Annotated in this window: 16 protein-coding genes; 4 read left to right on the forward strand and 12 right to left on the reverse strand. The window is 37.1% G+C overall.

Going from position 1 to position 19,011, the window contains the following annotated elements; all coding sequences use genetic code 11:
* Positions 1 to 164: 164 nt before the first annotated feature.
* Positions 165 to 1,064, reverse strand: a complete 900-nt coding sequence (locus tag AAIB49_RS17010) for a polysaccharide deacetylase family protein (RefSeq protein WP_339215487.1) — start codon at positions 1,062 to 1,064, stop codon at positions 165 to 167.
* Positions 1,065 to 1,217: 153 nt separating this feature from the next.
* On the opposite strand from AAIB49_RS17010, the gene AAIB49_RS17015 reads away from it, so the two are divergent.
* On the forward strand, positions 1,218 to 2,741 hold the full coding sequence (locus AAIB49_RS17015; protein ID WP_339215488.1) for a glycine betaine uptake BCCT transporter: 1,524 nt from the start codon (positions 1,218 to 1,220) through the stop codon (positions 2,739 to 2,741).
* A gap of 142 nt (positions 2,742 to 2,883) precedes the next feature.
* On the opposite strand, the gene lpdA is transcribed toward AAIB49_RS17015, so the two are convergent.
* From lpdA to AAIB49_RS17040, 5 genes are all read right to left on the reverse strand, one after another.
* Positions 2,884 to 4,290, reverse strand: a complete 1,407-nt coding sequence (gene lpdA, locus AAIB49_RS17020) for a dihydrolipoyl dehydrogenase (RefSeq protein ID WP_339215490.1) — start codon at positions 4,288 to 4,290, stop codon at positions 2,884 to 2,886.
* A 5-nt stretch (positions 4,291 to 4,295) separates the two neighbouring features.
* Positions 4,296 to 5,579 carry a dihydrolipoamide acetyltransferase family protein gene (locus tag AAIB49_RS17025; RefSeq protein ID WP_339215491.1) on the reverse strand — a complete coding sequence of 428 codons (1,284 nt, stop codon included), beginning with the start codon at positions 5,577 to 5,579 and terminating at the stop codon, positions 4,296 to 4,298.
* A 21-nt stretch (positions 5,580 to 5,600) separates the two neighbouring features.
* Positions 5,601 to 6,578, reverse strand: a complete 978-nt coding sequence (locus tag AAIB49_RS17030) for an alpha-ketoacid dehydrogenase subunit beta (RefSeq protein WP_343458705.1) — start codon at positions 6,576 to 6,578, stop codon at positions 5,601 to 5,603.
* 3 nt (positions 6,579 to 6,581) lie between these two features.
* Positions 6,582 to 7,625 (reverse strand): pyruvate dehydrogenase (acetyl-transferring) E1 component subunit alpha, encoded by a 1,044-nt coding sequence (pdhA, locus tag AAIB49_RS17035; RefSeq protein ID WP_339217780.1) that lies wholly within the window; start codon positions 7,623 to 7,625, stop codon positions 6,582 to 6,584.
* Positions 7,626 to 8,040: 415 nt separating this feature from the next.
* Positions 8,041 to 8,697, reverse strand: a complete 657-nt coding sequence (locus tag AAIB49_RS17040; RefSeq protein ID WP_339215494.1) for a YkyA family protein — start codon at positions 8,695 to 8,697, stop codon at positions 8,041 to 8,043.
* Between the two features lie 208 nt (positions 8,698 to 8,905).
* On the opposite strand from AAIB49_RS17040, the gene def reads away from it, so the two are divergent.
* The 3 genes from def (at position 8,906) to rnjA (ending at position 11,991) form a co-directional block, all read left to right on the forward strand.
* Entirely contained in the window at positions 8,906 to 9,457 is a 552-nt protein-coding gene (def, locus tag AAIB49_RS17045) for a peptide deformylase (RefSeq protein WP_343458706.1), read from the forward strand.
* Between the two features lie 653 nt (positions 9,458 to 10,110).
* Positions 10,111 to 10,320, forward strand: coding sequence for a DNA-dependent RNA polymerase subunit epsilon (locus AAIB49_RS17050; protein WP_339215497.1), 210 nt, complete (start codon positions 10,111 to 10,113; stop codon positions 10,318 to 10,320).
* Between the two features lie 3 nt (positions 10,321 to 10,323).
* Positions 10,324 to 11,991 (forward strand): ribonuclease J1, encoded by a 1,668-nt coding sequence (gene rnjA / locus AAIB49_RS17055; protein ID WP_339215499.1) that lies wholly within the window; start codon positions 10,324 to 10,326, stop codon positions 11,989 to 11,991.
* Between the two features lie 85 nt (positions 11,992 to 12,076).
* On the opposite strand, the gene AAIB49_RS17060 is transcribed toward rnjA, so the two are convergent.
* From AAIB49_RS17060 to dapD, 6 genes are all read right to left on the reverse strand, one after another.
* Entirely contained in the window at positions 12,077 to 12,745 is a 669-nt protein-coding gene (locus AAIB49_RS17060) for a potassium channel family protein (RefSeq protein WP_186868534.1), read from the reverse strand.
* Between the two features lie 95 nt (positions 12,746 to 12,840).
* Positions 12,841 to 14,682, reverse strand: a complete 1,842-nt coding sequence (locus AAIB49_RS17065; RefSeq protein ID WP_339215501.1) for an ABC transporter ATP-binding protein — start codon at positions 14,680 to 14,682, stop codon at positions 12,841 to 12,843.
* Between the two features lie 12 nt (positions 14,683 to 14,694).
* Positions 14,695 to 16,443 carry an ABC transporter ATP-binding protein gene (locus AAIB49_RS17070; protein ID WP_343458707.1) on the reverse strand — a complete coding sequence of 583 codons (1,749 nt, stop codon included), beginning with the start codon at positions 16,441 to 16,443 and terminating at the stop codon, positions 14,695 to 14,697.
* Between the two features lie 195 nt (positions 16,444 to 16,638).
* On the reverse strand, positions 16,639 to 16,881 hold the full coding sequence (locus tag AAIB49_RS17075) for a YkuS family protein (protein ID WP_211741550.1): 243 nt from the start codon (positions 16,879 to 16,881) through the stop codon (positions 16,639 to 16,641).
* A gap of 71 nt (positions 16,882 to 16,952) precedes the next feature.
* The gene (locus tag AAIB49_RS17080; RefSeq protein ID WP_343458708.1) at positions 16,953 to 18,080 is read right to left on the reverse strand and encodes an N-acetyldiaminopimelate deacetylase; all 1,128 of its coding nucleotides are present in this window, start codon (positions 18,078 to 18,080) and stop codon (positions 16,953 to 16,955) included.
* A 16-nt stretch (positions 18,081 to 18,096) separates the two neighbouring features.
* The gene (dapD, locus tag AAIB49_RS17085) at positions 18,097 to 18,813 is read right to left on the reverse strand and encodes a 2,3,4,5-tetrahydropyridine-2,6-dicarboxylate N-acetyltransferase (protein ID WP_339215505.1); all 717 of its coding nucleotides are present in this window, start codon (positions 18,811 to 18,813) and stop codon (positions 18,097 to 18,099) included.
* Between the last annotated feature and the right edge of the window lie 198 nt (positions 18,814 to 19,011).

Here is a 19,011-nt window from a genome sequence, read left to right on the forward strand (position 1 = left end):
TTTGCCTTCAAGCCCTCCGCACATTCCCTCACGAGCATGCACTGCCTGTCAGCTATACACTTCCGCCACTACGGCGTGTTTGGGACTTTCACCCTTAAGTTCGGAGCGCTGCCAAGCGCACAAAAGTACCAGTGAAAATTTTCACTGGTACCATTTTACGAAGTTCACTCTATTGTCTCAATCAACTCAGGGTCAACAATCTCATATCCCTGTTCTCTAAGTCCTTCCACAATATCCCTTAACGCCTCATTCGTCCATTCGCGATCATGCATTAAGAGGTTAGCTCCTGGCTTTAGTAAAGAATATGGAACATCTACCTCTGGCCCTTCCCCTGTTACCATTGCTTCTATCAGCTTGTCCTTATCCATATAAGGAGTAAAGTAATCATACCCATAAGACCAGTTCATTACTATCATTTTTTCTTCTTTCGCTATTTTTTTCGAGTCTTCTGTATTGATACCATGAGGTGCACGGAAAAATTTAGGTCTTTCTCCAATAATCTCTTCAATCTTATCATTCAAGCGAACTATTTCTTCACGTTGTTTTTCAGGATCATGTACTATGCTTTCAAGATTGACATGAGAATACGTGTGATTACCTATGGTAAAGCCCATATTATGAATTTCCTTTAATACTTCTGCTTCTTGAGGTGTGTCTATAAAATGCCCATTGACAAAAAATATCGCACCAGCATCTAATTCCTGTAACGTTTTTGCCATTTGTAAGGCATACTTCTCCGGAGCATCATCAATGGTAAGTAACACAACTTTCGCATTGATGCCATCTTCTATTGGAACAACTGACCAATCTTCAGAAACACGGTATTGTGGTTTAATTTCTTCTGTATTTTCCTCACTCTTTTGATTAGATTCCTCTTCCTTATCCTTCGTTATCCCGTTAGATGTCTCTTCCTCTTCCAATTCACTTACTTCATTTTCAGACTTTTGATTGGTTTGTCCTACTACCTCATCTGACTTGCTTCCCTCAATTTGTTCATGCCCGGGGCTACAGGCAGATAAAAATAAAATAACTAGTGTTGATAAAACGAAAACTGCTATTCTCATGTAACACCCTCCTGATGATCTACTCCTAATATACTCAGTTTAATCGACGAAAAAAAAGAAGACAACCTCTTTATTTTTGCGAAAGTTCTCCTAATAGTTGGGGATAGTAATATAGACACTACTAATTACAGAATCAGATAGGATTGATTTAATATGAATAAGGTAACGAAAGTATTTTATATTTCAGTAATCATTAGTCTGTTATTCATTATTTGGGGGATCATTCCGGATAGTGTGTTACCCAATGGAAACCTAGAAGCAGTTACTTCGACCATTCAAACATATATTGTAGACAAATTTGGGTGGTTCTATTTAATCAGTGCATCATGTTTTCTCTTATTTTGCTTATTCCTTATATTCTCTAAATATGGTGGTATCAAGCTAGGTAGACCGAACGATAAACCAGAATACTCTTATTTGACATGGTTTGCCATGTTGTTTAGTGCAGGAATGGGAATTGGATTAGTCTTTTGGGGGGCGGCAGAACCATTGTCACATTTTCACAATCCACCCTATGGCGATTCTATGACGAGTGATGCAGCAAAAACCGCTATTCAATATAGCCTTTTTCATTGGGGATTCCATCCTTGGGCTATATATGCCACTATTGCACTTGCTTTAGCATATTTTAAGTTCAGAAAACATTCATCAGGATTAGTTAGTGATATATTAGTTCCCTTGTTTGGTTTAAAAGGAAAAGAAGTATGGGGAAGTATAATAGACTTCATTGTGGTATTTGCAACTGTATTCGGTGTTGCCACCTCTCTTGGATTTGGCGCGATACAAATTAGTGGTGGAATATCATTTGTCTTCGGAATCGACCAAACTTTCTTGTTTCAATTGCTAATTATCGTTATCGTGACAATTCTGTATATGCTCTCTGTATCCGCTGGTTTGAATAAAGGAATGAAATATTTGTCTAACTCTAATATCGTCCTTGCAGTAGCCTTAATGATATTTCTGTTATTTTTAGGACCTACCACATTTATGTTAAATTACTTTACTACATCCATCGGCAATTACATTCAAAATTTGCCAAGCATGAGCCTACGTATGACACCTTTTAATGAAGATAATACTTCCTGGATCAAAGACTGGACTATTTTTTACTGGGCATGGTGGATTGCTTGGGCACCATTTGTCGGGACGTTTATCGCTAGAGTGTCAAGAGGAAGAACCATTCGGGAATTTATACTTGGTGTTTTACTTGTCCCTACTATTTTTAGTGCGCTTTGGTTTACCGTTTTCGGTGGTTCGGCAATACATTTAGAATTCTTTGAAGGACTAGATATTTTTCATTATGTAGGTGAACTTGGTGAAGAAACCGTCCTGTTTGCCATACTTGAACAATTCCCATTATCCACCATCATATCGCTTTTAGCTATCTTGTTAATTGGTACCTTCTTTATTACATCAGCAGATTCAGCTACATTTGTATTAGGGATGCAAACAACTGGAGGAAGACTAGATCCACCCAATTCAGTTAAGCTGATTTGGGGAATTATTCAGTCTGGTGCTGCTGCGGTATTATTATGGCAGGGTGGGTTAGGTGCACTGCAAACTGCTTCTATCATTGCTGCCTTCCCGTTTAGTATTATATTACTTTTAATTGTAGGCTCACTGATAAAGTCGTTTAGACAAGAATTTAAAGAAATTGAAATGAGAAGAAAAGGTTAATGTACTATTACGTCAAAAATAGGCTAGCTATCTGATTTAAGTAAATTAGCCTTATCGATTTTATTACTGAATTTAAGAGTATGGTACAAAAAAAGAGTGATGTCGGTTCAACAAGAACCTAACATCACTCTTTACGTTAATATTAAAGCATATGAATAGGTGTTCCAAGTGCAACTTCAGCTGCTTCCATTGTAATCTCACCAAGTGTTGGATGAGCATGAATAGTTAAAGCAATATCTTCAGCAGTCATACCTGCTTCAACCGCTAAACCAATTTCAGAAATCATATCACTAGCATTAGGGCCAGCGATTTGACCACCTAGAACTAGACCATCTTCTTTACGTGTAACTAACTTCAAGAAGCCATCTGTATTGTTTAATGATAATGCACGACCATTAGCACCGAATGGGAATTTAGCCACTTTTACATTGTAGCCTTGTTCCTTCGCTTCAGCTTCCGTTAAACCTACTGATGCAAGCTCAGGCTCAACAAATGCTACGGCAGGCATACCGATATAGTCAATCTCAGATTTTTCACCGCTGATTGCTTCAGCAGCAACTTTACCTTCATAAGAAGCTTTATGAGCAAGTGGTAATCCAGGAACAATATCCCCAATTGCATAGATATTTTCTACATTTGTGCGACATTGCTTATCTACTTTGACTAGACCTCTTTCGTCTAATTCAATACCAACTTGTTCAAGACCAATTTCACTAGTGTTTGGACGACGACCAACAGTAACTAGTACATAATCAGCTTCAACAACTTCCTCTTTTCCGCCAACTTCGTATGTTACTTTCACGCCATCTTTTGTTTCTTCAACACCTTTAGCCATTGCTTCTGTAACAATTGTTGCACCTTTGTTTTTAAGACGTTTCTTAACAAGTGCAGTCATTTGTTTTTCAAATCCGCTTAGAATATCTTTTGCACCTTCAAGGAAGACAACTTCTGTTCCGAAGTTTGCATAAGCAGATCCAAGCTCACTGCCGACATATCCTGCACCAATTACTACCATTTTCTTCGGTACTTCTTTAAGATTTAATGCACCTGTTGAATCAAGTACACGTTCTGAGAATTTGAATGTCGGAATTTCAATAGGTGATGAACCTGTTGCAATAATACAGTTTTTGAAAGTATATGTTTGAGATGTTTTTTCATCCATTACTTTAACTGTATTTTTATCTACAAAATAAACTTCACCTTTAAGGATATCCACTTTATTACCTTTTAATAAACCTTCTACACCAGATGTAAGCTTATTAACGACAGATGCTTTCCACTCTTGTACCTTCGCAAAATCAAATGTAACATTTTCAGATTTAATACCTAAATCTTCATTACCTTTTGCATGAACGACAGAATGACCAGCTTCAATTAGTGCTTTTGAAGGAATACAACCAACATTTAGACATACGCCACCAAGAGCGCCTTTATCTACGATTGTAACTTTTTGACCTAATTGTGCAGCACGAATTGCAGCAACATATCCCCCAGGACCAGCTCCGACAACTAGAGTGTCTAATTCAATTGGAAAATCTCCTACTACCATAATCCTTACGCCTCCATCATGATTAATTGTGGATCATTTAATAATCGCTTGATTTGATTTAAGGCCATTTGAGCAGTTGCACCATCAACAATACGGTGGTCAAAGCTCAAGGAAACTGCAAGTACTGGAGCAATTACTACTTCTCCGTCACGAACAATTGGTTTCTCAGCAATTCGGCCAATACCTAGAATAGCAGCTTCTGGATAGTTGATAACTGGTGTAAACCATTGACCACCAGCAGAACCAATGTTAGAAATAGTACTTGAAGCGCCTTTCATCTCATCTGGTGCTAGTTTACCACTTCTAGCTTTTTCTGCCAATTCATTAATTTCTGCAGAAATGGCGAAAATAGATTTACGATCAGCATTTTTAACTACAGGAACTAATAATCCTTTATCTGTATCTGCAGCGATTCCTACATTATAGTAATGTTTTTGAACAATTTCTTCCGTAGCATCATCGATAGATGCATTTAAAATAGGATATTGTTTTAAAGCTGAAACTAGAGCTTTTACTACGTATGGTAAGTACGTAAGCTTAATTCCTTGATCAATTGCTGCTTGTTTAAATTTCTTACGATGTGCAACTAGTTCTGTAACATCTACTTCGTCCATTAATGTTACGTGAGGTGCTTTCGTCTTCGAATTAACCATCGCTTTCGCAATTGCTTTACGAATTGGACTCATTTTCTCACGAGTTTCTGGGAAGTCACCTTCTAATACAGGTGCTTTAGCAGATTTTTCTTCTGCTGGTGCTGTTTCTGTAGCAGTAGCTTCTGTACCTTGAGCTTGAGATGTGCCACCTGTTAAGAAATTATCAATATCTTCTTTCGTGATACGGCCATTATTTCCAGAGCCTGTTACTTGTTTGATATTAACATTGTTTTCACGAGCATATTTACGTACAGAAGGCATAGCAATCACACGTTTACCTTCATCTACACTATCATCTGCCTGTACATTTGTTGGAGCAGTTTCTGTTTTAGGTGCTTCTTCTTTTGCTGCTTCTTTAGGAGCTTCAGCTGGTTCTTCACTTCCAGCATCTTCATAGCCTTCTGCATCAAAGGAAATAAGTGTATCACCTACGATAGCTACTTCTCCTTCTTGTACAAATATCTTTGTTACCGTACCTTCTACCGGAGAAGGGATTTCTACTACAGCTTTATCGTTTTGTACTTCACAAAGAATGTCATCTTCTTTAACTTCGTCGCCTTCTTTTACCATCCATGAAACAATCTCACCTTCGTGGATTCCTTCACCAATATCCGGTAATTTAAATTCAAAAGCCATTTAAATAGCCTCCTTTTACTTTTAGAAATTCACTACTGTGTTTACTTTTTCAATGATGTCGTTGTAATTTGGTAACCAAACTTCTTCTGCTTCTGAGAATGGGTATACCGTATCAGGTGCAGCAACACGCAATACTGGAGCTTCTAAATGTAAAATTGCTCTTTCTTGAATCTCAGCAACAACATTTGCAGCAATACCAGCTTGACGCTGAGCTTCTTGAACCACAACTACACGGTTGGTTTTCTTAACTGATTCTAAAATAGTATCCATGTCAATTGGTGAAACCGTACGTAGGTCGATTACTTCAACATCAATTCCATTCTTCTCAAGCTCTTCTGCAGCTTTAAGAGAAGCATGTACCATCGCACCGTAAGTTACAATTGTTACGTCTTTTCCTTCACGTTTTACATCTGCTTTTCCAAGCTCGATTGTGTATTCACCTTCAGGAACTTCACCACGGAAAGAGCGGTATAATTTCATGTGTTCTAGGTAAATTACAGGGTCATTATCGCGAATAGCTGAAATTAATAGTCCTTTTGCATCGTACGGAGTAGATGGAATAACTACTTTCAAACCAGGTTGTTGTGCCATTAATCCTTCTAATGAATCAGCATGTAATTCTGGAGTGTGTACTCCACCACCAAATGGTGAACGAACAGTAATAGGTGCAGTATGAGTACCACCAGAACGATAACGCATACGTGCCATTTGACCACTAATAGAATCAATTACTTCATACACAAAGCCGAAGAATTGAATTTCCGGTACTGGGCGATATCCTTGCAATGCTAGACCAATTGCAAGACCACCAATTCCAGATTCAGCTAATGGCGTATCAAATACACGATCTTCCCCGAATTCTTTTTGAAGGCCTTCTGTAGCACGGAATACCCCACCATTTTGGCCGACATCTTCACCAAACACTAACACGTTTTCATCATTTTTCAATTCTACGCGTAGTGCATCAGTGATTGCTTGAATCATTGTCATTTGTGCCATTTTTTACTTCGACTCCTTTGCTTTATACTCTTCCATTTGTTCTACTAAATTACTTGGAAGTTTCTCGAACATATTAGAAATAAAATCAGTAACTTTTTGTTTAGGATATTGATCAGCTTTTTTAATAGCTTCTTTAATATCTTCTTTTGCTTGTTCAATTACTTGATTTTCCTCTTCCTCAGACCATAATTTCTTACCTTCTAGGAATTTACGGAAGCGTACTAATGGATCTTTTTTCTCCCATTCAGAATCAAGATCTGCTGAACGGTAACGTGTTGGATCATCACCAGCCATTGTATGAGGACCATAGCGGTATGTCATTGTTTCAATTAGCATTGGGCCTTCTCCAGCAATTGCGCGTTCACGAGCATGTTTTGTCGCTGCATATACAGCAAGAACGTCCATACCATCTACTTGAATACCTTCAATACCAGCTGCGACAGCTTTTTGTGCTAATGTTTTAGCAGCAGTTTGTTTATCTCTAGGTACAGAAATGGCAAAACCATTGTTTTGTACGATAAAGATATTATTAGCTCCATATGCTCCAGCGAAGTTCATACCTTCATAGAAGTCACCTTGTGATGTACCACCATCACCAGTATAAGTAATTGCTACAGCTTTTTTGCCTCTCATTTTAAGACCTAAACCAACACCAGCAGCTTGCACATATTGAGCACCAATGATGATCTGTGGAGGTAATGCATGAACTCCCTCAGGCATTTGGTTTCCATGGAAGTGTCCTTTAGAGAATAAGAACGCTTGATATAGTGGTAAGCCATGCCAAATCAACTGAGGCACATCACGATACCCAGGTAAGATAAAGTCATCTTTTTCTAGGGCAAAATGACTACCTAATTGTGAAGCTTCTTGACCTGCAGTAGGAGCATAGAAGCCTAAACGTCCTTGACGGTTAAGTGCAATCGAACGTTGGTCTAATACACGAGTATAAACCATTCTTCTCATAAGCTCTTTTAATTCATCATCTGATAAATCCGGCATGTCATCCTTATTGACAATTTTCCCATCTTCATTAAGAATCTGGAACATTTCGAACTGACTTTCAACACTCTCTAAAACGTGTTTCAAAATAGTTCACCTCTTCCTTTCATATATCCTTTTAAATTTATCTTTACTATCCTTCCCAAAAACTTGGAAAATCTGTACCTATTTGCTCATATTTATGTCTACATGCAAATCGGTTGTAATCATACGTGGAGAAACAGCCAAAAACTGTTACATAAATTCTGCAAAAAATACTGGTACAATTTTTAGTACATGTAAAGTTTAGCGTATATAATCCCTATAGGTCAACTACTTTGATTTATATTTTTACATCCTAATTAAGACAGTTTCTTGAACACTGAGTTAAACTGTTATAGTTCCAATTTGGCTCTGTTACATTTTGAAACAAAAGAGAGCCTCCCTCATATGCTAGGGAAGCTCTCTTACAAGCTAGTTTTCGTTAATCAATATATTTCACATTAATTTCCGCCACTTCATAGAAGTCCTTTTTTAAATCATTATACTCAGAAGTATAGTCATTAAAAAGGCTATTCGCTTCAATTACTTCTTGATACTTTAAATTAACCTTCTCTACATGTTCTTGCAACGCTTCTTGCTCTAAATCTTCACGTTGTAGCATCTCATATAATTGCTTTTCTAGTTCTAAGGACTCATTATATGTCTGATTCAGCTTATCATATGCCTCAAAACGATTGATCATCGTGTTATACATCGTTAACGCCTTCTCTTTAACATCTTCATCCTTTATTTCTTCAATCAACTCTTTAGACTGTTCGAATTCTGCGCGAGAAGCGTCTAAACTTTCTTTCTCCAAGTTTATTCTTTCGTCTCTCTTCTCAATGGACTCAAGCGCTCTTTCCGCATATTCTTTTATTTGATCTAATTCTTCAATCCCTAGCTCAATGATTTGTTTATATAATTCCTGTTCTTCCTGCTCTAGATTCGTAATTTCATCTTGTTGCTCCTGAAAACCCTCTTCTAATTTAACAGCCTCTTCTAAATGATTGTATATTTGTGTTTCCGGACTATTTCCACACCCAGCTAATAGGAAAACCATTCCTAACATAATAACTACGATTAAATGATTATATTTCACGTTTTCTTATCCCCCTCAAAACTTCTCGTATAAATAGTCTGTGTAGAACTGTTAAATAGTATATCATAAAATATCAATTAAGCATTTATTAATTATTGCTTGTCTTCTATAAGTAAAAATATGCCTTCCAAACTAATTATATGATAAACTATTGAATTGACTATAATATGATAAATATAGGACCATTATAGAGTTGGAGTGAATCAAAATGCTAACTATGGATGATATTGTACGTGAAGGGCACCCTTCATTAAGGGAAGTTGCAAGAGAAGTAACACTTCCACCTTCCGAGGAAGAAGTTTCCTTACTAAAAGAAATGCTTGAGTTTTTACAAAATAGTCAAGATGAAAAAATCTGTGCACGATATAATTTGCGACCTGGTGTAGGGCTAGCAGCACCACAATTAGGGATTAATAAAAGGATGATAGCTGTTCATTTCGAGGATGGCAATGACAATCAATATAGCTACGGTTTATTTAACCCCAAAATTGTAAGTCATTCTGTGGAGAAAGCTTATTTAACAGTAGGAGAAGGATGCCTATCTGTTGACCGTAATGTAGAAGGTTTTGTTCCACGTTATGCACGTATTACCGTTACCGCTACAGATATAGATGGTAATCAAGTAAAGCTTCGATTGAAGGGTTACGCTGCCATTGTATTCCAGCATGAAATTGATCATTTGAATGGTATTATGTTCTACGATCACATCGACAAAGAAAATCCTTTTGCAATTCCCGAAAATTCCAAAGCTATCGATTAGTTATGAAGGGTCGACCACAAGGTCTGACCCTTTTTTATACCATGCATAGAAAACGGTATTCTCGAGAAACATAACATTAAGAAACTGGACCTTGGTACCTAACTAACGTTTAAATAGCTTTCTTAAATAAAATGTTTTTTAAAGTAAATCGTTGATTTTTATTTCAATATTTTCAAATCCATACTATACTATAATTAAGAGGGATTGGACGGTAGAAAATTATATTTGCTTTTCTTTAATCTTTTGAAAGGAGTGTATGTCCTTATGTTACGTCGCCTAAAAGAAAAGCTAAAGAAGCGTTGGAAAGATTTTTTAGGCCGAGGACGTGTACCATCAACTTTTAGAGAATAAAGAAAAAAAGGCAGGGTATAAATGATAGCCAATCTACCGATAATGATAAATCTAACATAGTCATTCACCTGTCTTTTTGTTAAGTTACCTGGTGTGAACGGATTATAAAGATGCGGAATATAGTTACGATGTACGATAGACTCTAAGTCAATCGTTAGATTAGAATGAGTGAATGAAACGGATTCCGATTCTAAGCGGAAATAATTACATAATAAGCTTAGGCTAATTAGTAATAACGGATATCTTCTTTACATTTTTTGAATGGTAAATATAAAGTTATAGAGAGAGACAGGAGAGATAGCATGATTTTTAAAGTAATATACCAAGAATCTAGACAAGAAATACCAGTACGAGAACGTTCTAAAAGCCTTTATGTTGAGGCAGATTCTGAAAAGGAAGTAAGACAAAAATTAAGCGATCGCAACTATAATATCGAATTCATCCATCCACTAGATGAAGCACATTTAGCCTATGAAAAACAATCCGAAGATTTTAAAGTGGAGAATGTTTAAAAAATGAAATTCGTAAAAAATGATCAGGCAGCAGTATTTGCACTAGGTGGACTTGGTGAAATAGGAAAAAATACGTACGGAGTACAATTTCAAGATGAAATAATTCTAATTGATGCTGGGATTAAATTCCCTGAAGATGAGTTACTTGGTATTGATTATGTTATTCCTGACTACACCTATTTAGTGCAAAATCAAGATAAAATAAAAGGCTTAATTGTAACACATGGTCACGAAGATCATATTGGTGGAATTCCTTATTTACTGCGTGAAATTAACATTCCTATTTACGCAGGTAAGCTGGCGATTGGCTTAATTCGAAATAAATTAGAAGAACATGGATTATTAAGAAATGCAAAATTACATACCATTCAAGAAGATGATATCATTAAATTCCGTAAAACATCTGTTAGCTTTTTCCGTACCACACACAGTATTCCCGATGCATATGGTATAGTCGTAAAGACACCACCAGGCAACATCGTTCATACCGGTGACTTTAAGTTTGATTTCACACCAGTTGGGGAACCTGCAAACTTAGCAAAAATGGCAGAAATAGGAAAAGAAGGTGTACTTTGTCTGCTTTCAGATAGTACCAATAGTGAAGTTCCAGGCTTTACATTGTCTGAAAAAGTAGTTGGAGCAAATATTAGCGATATATTCAGTCGTGTAACTGGCAGAATTATTTTTGCTACCTTTGCCTCTAATATTTACCGTCTTCAACAGATGGTAGAAGCTGCTGTTCGCTATAATCGAAAAGTTGCTGTATTTGGGCGTAGTATGGAATCTGCTATTAAGTTAGGACAAGAGCTGGGCTATATTCAAGCTCCAAAAGACACATTTATCGAAGCAAACGAGATTAATCGTCTCCCAGCAAATGAAGTAACCATTCTTTGTACCGGATCTCAAGGTGAGCCGATGGCAGCATTATCTCGAATTGCAAATGGGACACATAGACAAATCCAAATAATCCCTGGTGACACGGTAGTATTTTCTTCTTCGCCAATCCCTGGAAATACATTAAGTGTTAGCAAGACCATCAATATGTTGTACCGTGCTGGTGCAGAGGTTATTCATGGCAAATTAAATGATATTCACACTTCTGGACATGGAAGCCAAGAAGAACAAAAGCTAATGTTACGCTTAATGCAACCGAAGTACTTTATGCCGATTCACGGTGAATACCGTATGTTAGTGGAACACACTAAATTAGCTGAAATGTGTGGCGTAAATGTAGAAAATTCTTTCGTTATGGATAATGGTGATGTGCTAGCTTTAAGTAAAGATACTGCACAGGTATCCGGAAAGATTCCTTCCGGTTCTGTATATGTAGACGGAAGTGGTATTGGCGACATAGGTAATATCGTCTTACGTGACCGTCGTATTCTATCGGAAGAAGGATTAGTTATTGTAGTCGTAAGTATCAACATGAAGGAGTTCAAGATTGCTGCAGGACCTGATATCATTTCTCGTGGTTTTGTTTATATGCGTGAATCAGAGGACATGATTAATCAAGCGCAAAAGCTTGTTTCTGCACACTTGAATAAAGTAATGGAGAGAAAAACGACACAATGGTCTGAGATTAAAAATGAAATTACAGATACAATTGCGCCATTCTTATATGAAAAAACAAAACGCCGTCCAATGATCTTACCGATTATTATGGAAGTTTAAAAAAAGAAAGTCTCCTTACGGGTATGATCCCTAAGGAGACTTTTTTTATGTAGTATGAACAAAATTCATTCCATTAAAACGAATTTTAATCATCTATCACTAGCTGTCTTTCAAATCTAGCAATGTCTTTATCTGCACCTACTACCACTAATATATCATTTTCTGTTAGTATATCGTCTGGAGTTGGCGATACGTTTATATCTCTCCCCTGCTTAATCGCAACAACTGTACAACCGAATTTTGCACGTATATCGAGTTCAATAATAGACTTACCTGTCATCTTCTTGCCTGCTTTAACCTCGACAATACTATGGTCATCTGAAAGTTCTAGATAATCAACAATATTATTGGAAATAATACTATGTGCTATTCTTCGGCCCATGTCTCTTTCCGGGTGTACGACTTGATGGGCTCCAATTTTATGTAGTATTTTAGCATGGTAATCATTTTGCGCTTTTACTGTAATGCGCTGTACACCTAATTCCACTAATACTACGGTTGTCAAAATACTAGCTTGGATGTTATCACCAATAGCAACAATAACATGGTCAATATTTTTAATACCTAATTCTTTTAATGTCGTTTCATCTGTTGAGTCAGCAATCACCGCGTGAGAAGCAATATGCTTAAATTGATTCACTTTTTCCTCATCACGATCTATAGCCAATACTTCCATTCCTTCACGGCTTAATTCCTGACAAATACTCCCCCCGAACCTTCCTAAACCAATAACTGCAAATTCCTTTTTTCTCATAAAAGTTCCTCCATCAGTATCCTTCTATCATTTATACTTTAACAATTGTAAGAAAAAGAAGCAATTTCCTTAGCGAAAATTGCTTCCTGTTCCTGTTACATTGCATCGAGCATTTGAAATTGAGAGCGTACTAAATGATAATACTCTCCTTTTTGCTCCATTAATTCATCATGGTTTCCATTCTCTAGAATTTTTCCATGTTCTAATACATAAATATTATCTGCTTCTCTAATAGTTGATAATCTATGAGCAATAATTATCGCTGTTCTACCATGCAATAATGTTCGTAGTGCAGCTTGTATTTTTAACTCTGTCTCCGTATCGATGCTTGCTGTTGCCTCATCTAAAATAATGATACTAGGATTAGCTAAAAGTGCACGAGCAAATGATAATAACTGTCTTTCTCCGGCAGAAAGAATATTCCCTCGCTCTTCTACTTCTGTTTCGTAGCCTTTTGCCAGACGCTTAATAAAATCATCTGCCCCGACTACTTTAGCAGCTTCCACAACTTCCTCATCACTTGCATCCGGTCGGCCGAAACGGATATTCTCCATAATCGTTCCTGAGAAAATAAAGGTATCCTGTAAAACTACACTGATATGTTTACGTAAGCTCTTTAATGACACATCTCGTAAGTTATGTCCATCAATCTTCACTTGCCCTTTTGACGGATCATAGAATCTACTAATTAAATTAGCAATAGTCGATTTACCACTTCCCGTATGTCCTACTAACGCAATTGTCTGACCTGCCTTCATTTCTAAAGATACTTCATGTAGTGCAATCCGGTCATTATTATAGGAGAATTGAACTTTCTCAAATTCAATATGCCCTTTCATTTCAGTAAATTCATACGGGTTTTCCGCTTCATCAACATTCGGCTTTTCATCTAAATACTCGAAAATCCGTTCCGATGAAGCCATGGCTACAAGCAGCTGATTATACATCTGACCTAATCGAGAAATAGGATCCCAGAACATACCTAGATAGAAGGCAAAGGCTATAAAGGTACCAACTGCTATACCACCCGCATCGGGTCCTAAAATAATTAAATGCGCCCCATAGGCAATTAGTATTACTGTTCCTATGGCATTACTCATTTCTACAAACGGACGGAACATAGCACTTTTTCTTGTCGCATCAATCCATGCAGAATAAGTGTCTGTATTTAACCCATTAAAGAACTCAGTATTCTCCTTTTCCTGTGTAAACGACTGTGTGATTCGAATACCTTGAATGCTTTCATTCAAATGTGAATTCATACGGGATTGTTGAATACGAACTTCCTGCCATGTACGACGAATCTTCCTTCTTAATACTGTTGTAATATAAAACATTAACGGCAAAATAACCATTACTGCAACTGCTAATTTAGGACTTAAAGTAAATAGAATGGTAACAATACCAAGTAATGTAACAATATCCATTAATAAATTGATGATACCGTTCGAAAATAACTCTTGTAAGGAGTTGGTATCATTCATAATTCGAACTAGGATAGAGCCTGCAGATCTTTTATCAAAGAAATTATTAGATAAGCTTTGTACATGAGTGAATAAATGCTGTCTTAAATCATAAATGACATGTTGCCCTAGCAAATTCACCCATTTAATTCTTAAATAGTTCGCAATATAGCTTATAAGGTACAGAACTCCTATCACAATAACGAGATTGATTAATAGTTTCGTATCTTTATTCGCAATTGCTATATCAAACGCAGCCTTACTAATTAAGATAGGGATTGCTAAGCGAATAGCCGTGGATACAATCATAGCGATAATTGCACCTAGTAAGTATGTTTTCGTGTATGGTTTTAAATATACAAGCAAACGCCATATCTGCTTCCAGTTAAAGGGCTTTTCTATCGCTTGATCTATCGTATAATAAAATCGTTTTAAATGTCTTTTGTCAGGAATACTCTCTTTTTTACTTGCCATCTTGATCCCCCCTTAGTTCACAGCATTCATGATCGTATCATGGTCTTGATATTGGATATCATAAATTCGCCTGTAGGCACCATTTCGTTTTAATAACTCCTCATGGCTACCTCTTTCCACAACCTCACCATTATCTAATACAATAATTTCATCCGCATGTTTTAAGGAGGAAATTCGGTGAGCAATGATAAAGGAAGTACGCCCCTTCATGACTTCCTTTAATGCTTGTTGGATACGGAATTCTGTTTCCATATCTACAGCGGATGTGGCATCATCAAGAACGAGAATACTAGGATCTACACATATGGCACGCGCTATCGCAATACGCTGTCTTTGACCACCTGATAATCCCATACCTCTTTCACCAAGTAACGTGTCATATCCCTTTGGCATTTCCATAATAAACTCATGTGCTTGTGCACGCTTTGCTGCATCTATTATCTGTTCATCCGTTGCATCTGGATTACCATACGCAATATTTTCACGAATAGTAGTAGAGAATAAAAACGATTCCTGCAGCACAAATCCAATATGTTTTCTCAATGTCTTCAGATCATAGTCTTGAACAGGTCTGCCATCGACCAGTACCTCACCACCCTCAGGTTCATAGAATCGAGTAATTAATTGTGTAATACTTGTTTTACCTGATCCTGTACCTCCGATTAACCCAATCGTCTTACCTGGAGGCGCATCAAAGCTAATATTCTTAAGTGCGGAATCATCATCTTTTGTATAGGTCAAGGTTACATGTTTAAATGTCACATGACCTTTGATTGATTCTTTAGTCGCATTTTCTTTGACTACAATATCTTCGTTCGCTTCTAATATCTCACGAAGTCTTTCCCCTGATGCTTTCGCTTGTGAAAACATGTTAATAACGTAACCAACATTCATTAATGGTCCCATGATATACCAAACTAAGCTAAAGAAAGCTAGTAACTCACCAGGATTTAAACTACCATTAATAACTAAATATCCACCAAATCCAAGTAATGCAACAGCACACACATTCCCAATAAACTCCATTAATGGGAAGTACTTTGCCCAAAGCTCTGATGTTTTAATGTAATTTTGACGATAGTCTGCATTACTTGTGGAAAACCTACCAATTTCGAAATCTTCTCGTGATAATGATTTGACTGTTTGCACACCGCTAATATTCTCTTGTACCCTTGTGTTTAGTCTCCCAAAGGATTTTCTTATCCCTCTAAATGCTACGTGTGCAAGCTTTTCAAACCGCATTGCTACTAAAATGAGGAAAGGCATTGCCGCCATTGTTACTAATGTTAAGGACACAGAGTAATAAAACATGACACTTAAACTAATCGCGATAAGTAAAATTATCCTTATCAACTCGGAAAATCCAAAAGATAAGAAGAAGCGAAAACCTTCTACGTCTGCAGTTAGACGTGACATAATATCTCCTGTTTTAGCGTTATCGTAATACTTAAATGATAGGACTTGAAGCTTCTTGTACAATGCATCACGTAATTCATAGACTGTACTTACACCAAAACGGTCCCCTAAAAACTGGTGATAAAATGTAGCAATTCCCTTAATAAGCATTAAAACGATAAACACTGTAGCAATATAAGGAACTAACTCATATTTTTCTTTTGCTACAACTTCATCAATTGTTAACTGTAAAATGATCGGATACACAACTGTAATAACCGTTACAAAAAACAAGAAAAATAATGATCCAAAGAAGTAGTTTTTATAAGGCCAATAAAATTGTTTGAGCTTTTTAAATGTATCCATCCATTCCCCTCCCCCTGACGTTAATTTCTTTTATTCACGTAATTACTAATATAACGGTTTCCGAAATAAATTACCACCTCTTTTTCAAAATTTATTAAAAAATTTTTTATAATGAAAAAGGATAAAAAAAGAGGCCACTGAAAAAACATAAGATTTTCAGTGGTCTCATACATAACGAGTCTCTTCTTGATCATACTAGCTTAATTTTTCGTTTACCATTTGAGCAATTTCTTCAGCGTTCTGTCCACTCGCATTAATTACTGGTCCTGCTATACTTGTATCCGCCATTCCCATGACGTCTTTGTCAAGTCCAGAGATTACACAGCAATCACAATGCGCTGTATCCGCCTCTGATTTCAATTCAATGACTTCATGACCCATTGCCATTAATGCTTCCTTAACATCAGTTAGGGATTCTTCTACCCCGATTCTAGCCATCTTCTTCACTCCTCTAAGTATGCAATTTACAACTTTAGTTTTACCGAAAGTGAAGAATATATTCTATTTTATTATTCCTTTGACGATATGGTTTTAAGCATTTGGCTTACTATTTTAACACCGATCTCGAGCGCCTCTTCCTTTGGAGACAGTTTCGCATTATGTAATCCGTAGGGTGAGTCGACACCGAGCCAGAACATAAAGCCTGGAATTTCCTTTAACATAAAACCAAAATCTTCCCCAGTCATTGCCTTCTTAGCGTCTAAATAGACAAATTCGGATTGCTCCACAACAGCTTTTAATAACTGGACATAGTCAGAATCATTATATACTTGATAGTAATTGGAACCATAGTTAATGTTTATTTCACAATCATGACTAATCTCAAACCCCTGAGCCATTTTCTCTATCTTTTGCTTTATTCTTGTCATCGCTTCAGGCTTTAACGTTCGGATTGTCCCTTCTAGCCTAGCCGTTTCAGCAATAGCATTTTGCACATGTCCACTAGACATCTTTCCAATTGTTACAACTGCACTATCTAGAGGATCCATAGCTCGAGAAACAATATGTTGCACTTGAGAGATAAAGCTCCCTGCGGCTATAGCCATATCCTTCGTTAAATGTGGAAAGGCAGCATGCCCACCTTTTCCAATAAAATCAATATATAATTCACTTGTATTGGCAAATAATAACCCCGGCTTACTAGCAATAGTACCAACGGAATATTCAGGTGCAACATGAAGTGCAAAAATACAATCCGGCTTCCATCTTTGAAATTCCTCTGATTGCATCATAGGCAATGCTCCACCTGGCCCTTCTTCAGCAGGTTGGAATACAAAGACGACATCGTCTTGGATAGGATGCTCTATAACCTCTTTCAACGCTCCTAACGCAATCGTCATATGAAAGTCATGGCCGCATGCATGCATCTTTCCTTCATGTGTAGAGGCAAACGCAGAAGCCGTTAGTTCTTCAATCGGAAGCCCATCTATATCTGCGCGGTATCCTATTTTTTTCTTTGGATTTAAACCAGACACCTTTACAAGTATACCTGTTTTCCATGTTTGTATCTCTACGCGATCTGTTGCTATTTCATGAATAAACCGTAATAAATATTCTTGGGTTTTCCATTCCTGAAACCCCAATTCTGGAATTCGATGTAAATCTCTACGTATTTCCTTCAGCTCCTGAAGCTCCATCGGTTTTCTCCTTGCTCTAATTATCTAGATTACGAAGTTCTTGCATAATCTCCGTTTTAGCCTTTGTTCCTTCATCAATTTCTTTTAATACTCTAGCTGGTGTCCCGGCAACTAATGTATTCGGAGCAACATCCTTAGTAACCACTGCCCCGGCAGCAACAACAGCACCCTTACCAATTGTCACACCTTCTAATACAACAACGTTAGCACCAATAACAACATCATCTTCCACTATTACTGGTTTTGCAGAAGGCGGTTCAATCACACCAGCCAACACGGTTCCGGCTCCAATATGACAATTCTTTCCTACCGTCGCTCTACCACCTAACACCGCATTCATATCAATCATCGTACCGTCACCAATTACTGCTCCGATATTAATCATGGCACCCATCATAATAACAACACCGTCTCCAATTTCTACTTGATCACGTATAATAGCACCTGGTTCGATACGAGCATTAATATTTTTTAGGTCTAATAAAGGAATTGCCGAATTACGACGATCATTCTCAATTACAAAGTCAGTGATTGCATTTTTATGTTCGTTTAAAAATGCCGAAACCTCATCCCACTCCCCAAATAGTACCCCACTTCTTTGCTCTACAAAGGCTTGAATAGTACCATAGGATAGTGAATTCAAGTTATCACCTTTTATATAAACCTTTACAGGTGTACTCTTTTTACTATTTGAAATAAAATTAATAATTTCTTTGGCATCCAACATTTTCATGTTCAGCCACCTCCTAATTTTTCTAATTTTCACTTTAACAAACTGTTATCATTTGAGCAAATTTTAAATTTAATCAAAACCACCAGTGTGAACTGGTGGTTTGCTCTGCGGCTGGAAGCCTCTATTACCGGCCTCGGCCTTAAAGGCCCACCGAACAGTTTCCCTTCTGCACCACATTCACTCACTGATTCTAAAGAA

It is taken from the genome of Ornithinibacillus proteolyticus (assembly GCF_039581225.1).
GTDB classification, from domain to species: Bacteria; Bacillota; Bacilli; order Bacillales; family Amphibacillaceae; genus Ornithinibacillus; species Ornithinibacillus massiliensis.

Excerpts from the sequence above, each read along its gene's own strand:
- AAIB49_RS17010 (WP_339215487.1), bottom strand. The coding sequence starts at position 1,064 with ATGAGAATAGCAGTTTTCGTTTTATCAACACTAGTTATTTTATTTTTA.
- AAIB49_RS17015 (WP_339215488.1), top strand. The coding sequence starts at position 1,218 with ATGAATAAGGTAACGAAAGTATTTTATATTTCAGTAATCATTAGTCTG.
- lpdA (WP_339215490.1), bottom strand. The coding sequence starts at position 4,290 with ATGGTAGTAGGAGATTTTCCAATTGAATTAGACACTCTAGTTGTCGGA.
- AAIB49_RS17025 (WP_339215491.1), bottom strand. The coding sequence starts at position 5,579 with ATGGCTTTTGAATTTAAATTACCGGATATTGGTGAAGGAATCCACGAA.
- AAIB49_RS17030 (WP_343458705.1), bottom strand. The coding sequence starts at position 6,578 with ATGGCACAAATGACAATGATTCAAGCAATCACTGATGCACTACGCGTA.
- pdhA (WP_339217780.1), bottom strand. The coding sequence starts at position 7,625 with ATGTTCCAGATTCTTAATGAAGATGGGAAAATTGTCAATAAGGATGAC.
- def (WP_343458706.1), top strand. The coding sequence starts at position 8,906 with ATGCTAACTATGGATGATATTGTACGTGAAGGGCACCCTTCATTAAGG.
- AAIB49_RS17050 (WP_339215497.1), top strand. The coding sequence starts at position 10,111 with ATGATTTTTAAAGTAATATACCAAGAATCTAGACAAGAAATACCAGTA.
- rnjA (WP_339215499.1), top strand. The coding sequence starts at position 10,324 with ATGAAATTCGTAAAAAATGATCAGGCAGCAGTATTTGCACTAGGTGGA.
- AAIB49_RS17060 (WP_186868534.1), bottom strand. The coding sequence starts at position 12,745 with ATGAGAAAAAAGGAATTTGCAGTTATTGGTTTAGGAAGGTTCGGGGGG.
- AAIB49_RS17065 (WP_339215501.1), bottom strand. The coding sequence starts at position 14,682 with ATGGCAAGTAAAAAAGAGAGTATTCCTGACAAAAGACATTTAAAACGA.
- AAIB49_RS17070 (WP_343458707.1), bottom strand. The coding sequence starts at position 16,443 with ATGGATACATTTAAAAAGCTCAAACAATTTTATTGGCCTTATAAAAAC.
- AAIB49_RS17075 (WP_211741550.1), bottom strand. The coding sequence starts at position 16,881 with ATGGCTAGAATCGGGGTAGAAGAATCCCTAACTGATGTTAAGGAAGCA.
- AAIB49_RS17080 (WP_343458708.1), bottom strand. The coding sequence starts at position 18,080 with ATGGAGCTTCAGGAGCTGAAGGAAATACGTAGAGATTTACATCGAATT.
- dapD (WP_339215505.1), bottom strand. The coding sequence starts at position 18,813 with ATGAAAATGTTGGATGCCAAAGAAATTATTAATTTTATTTCAAATAGT.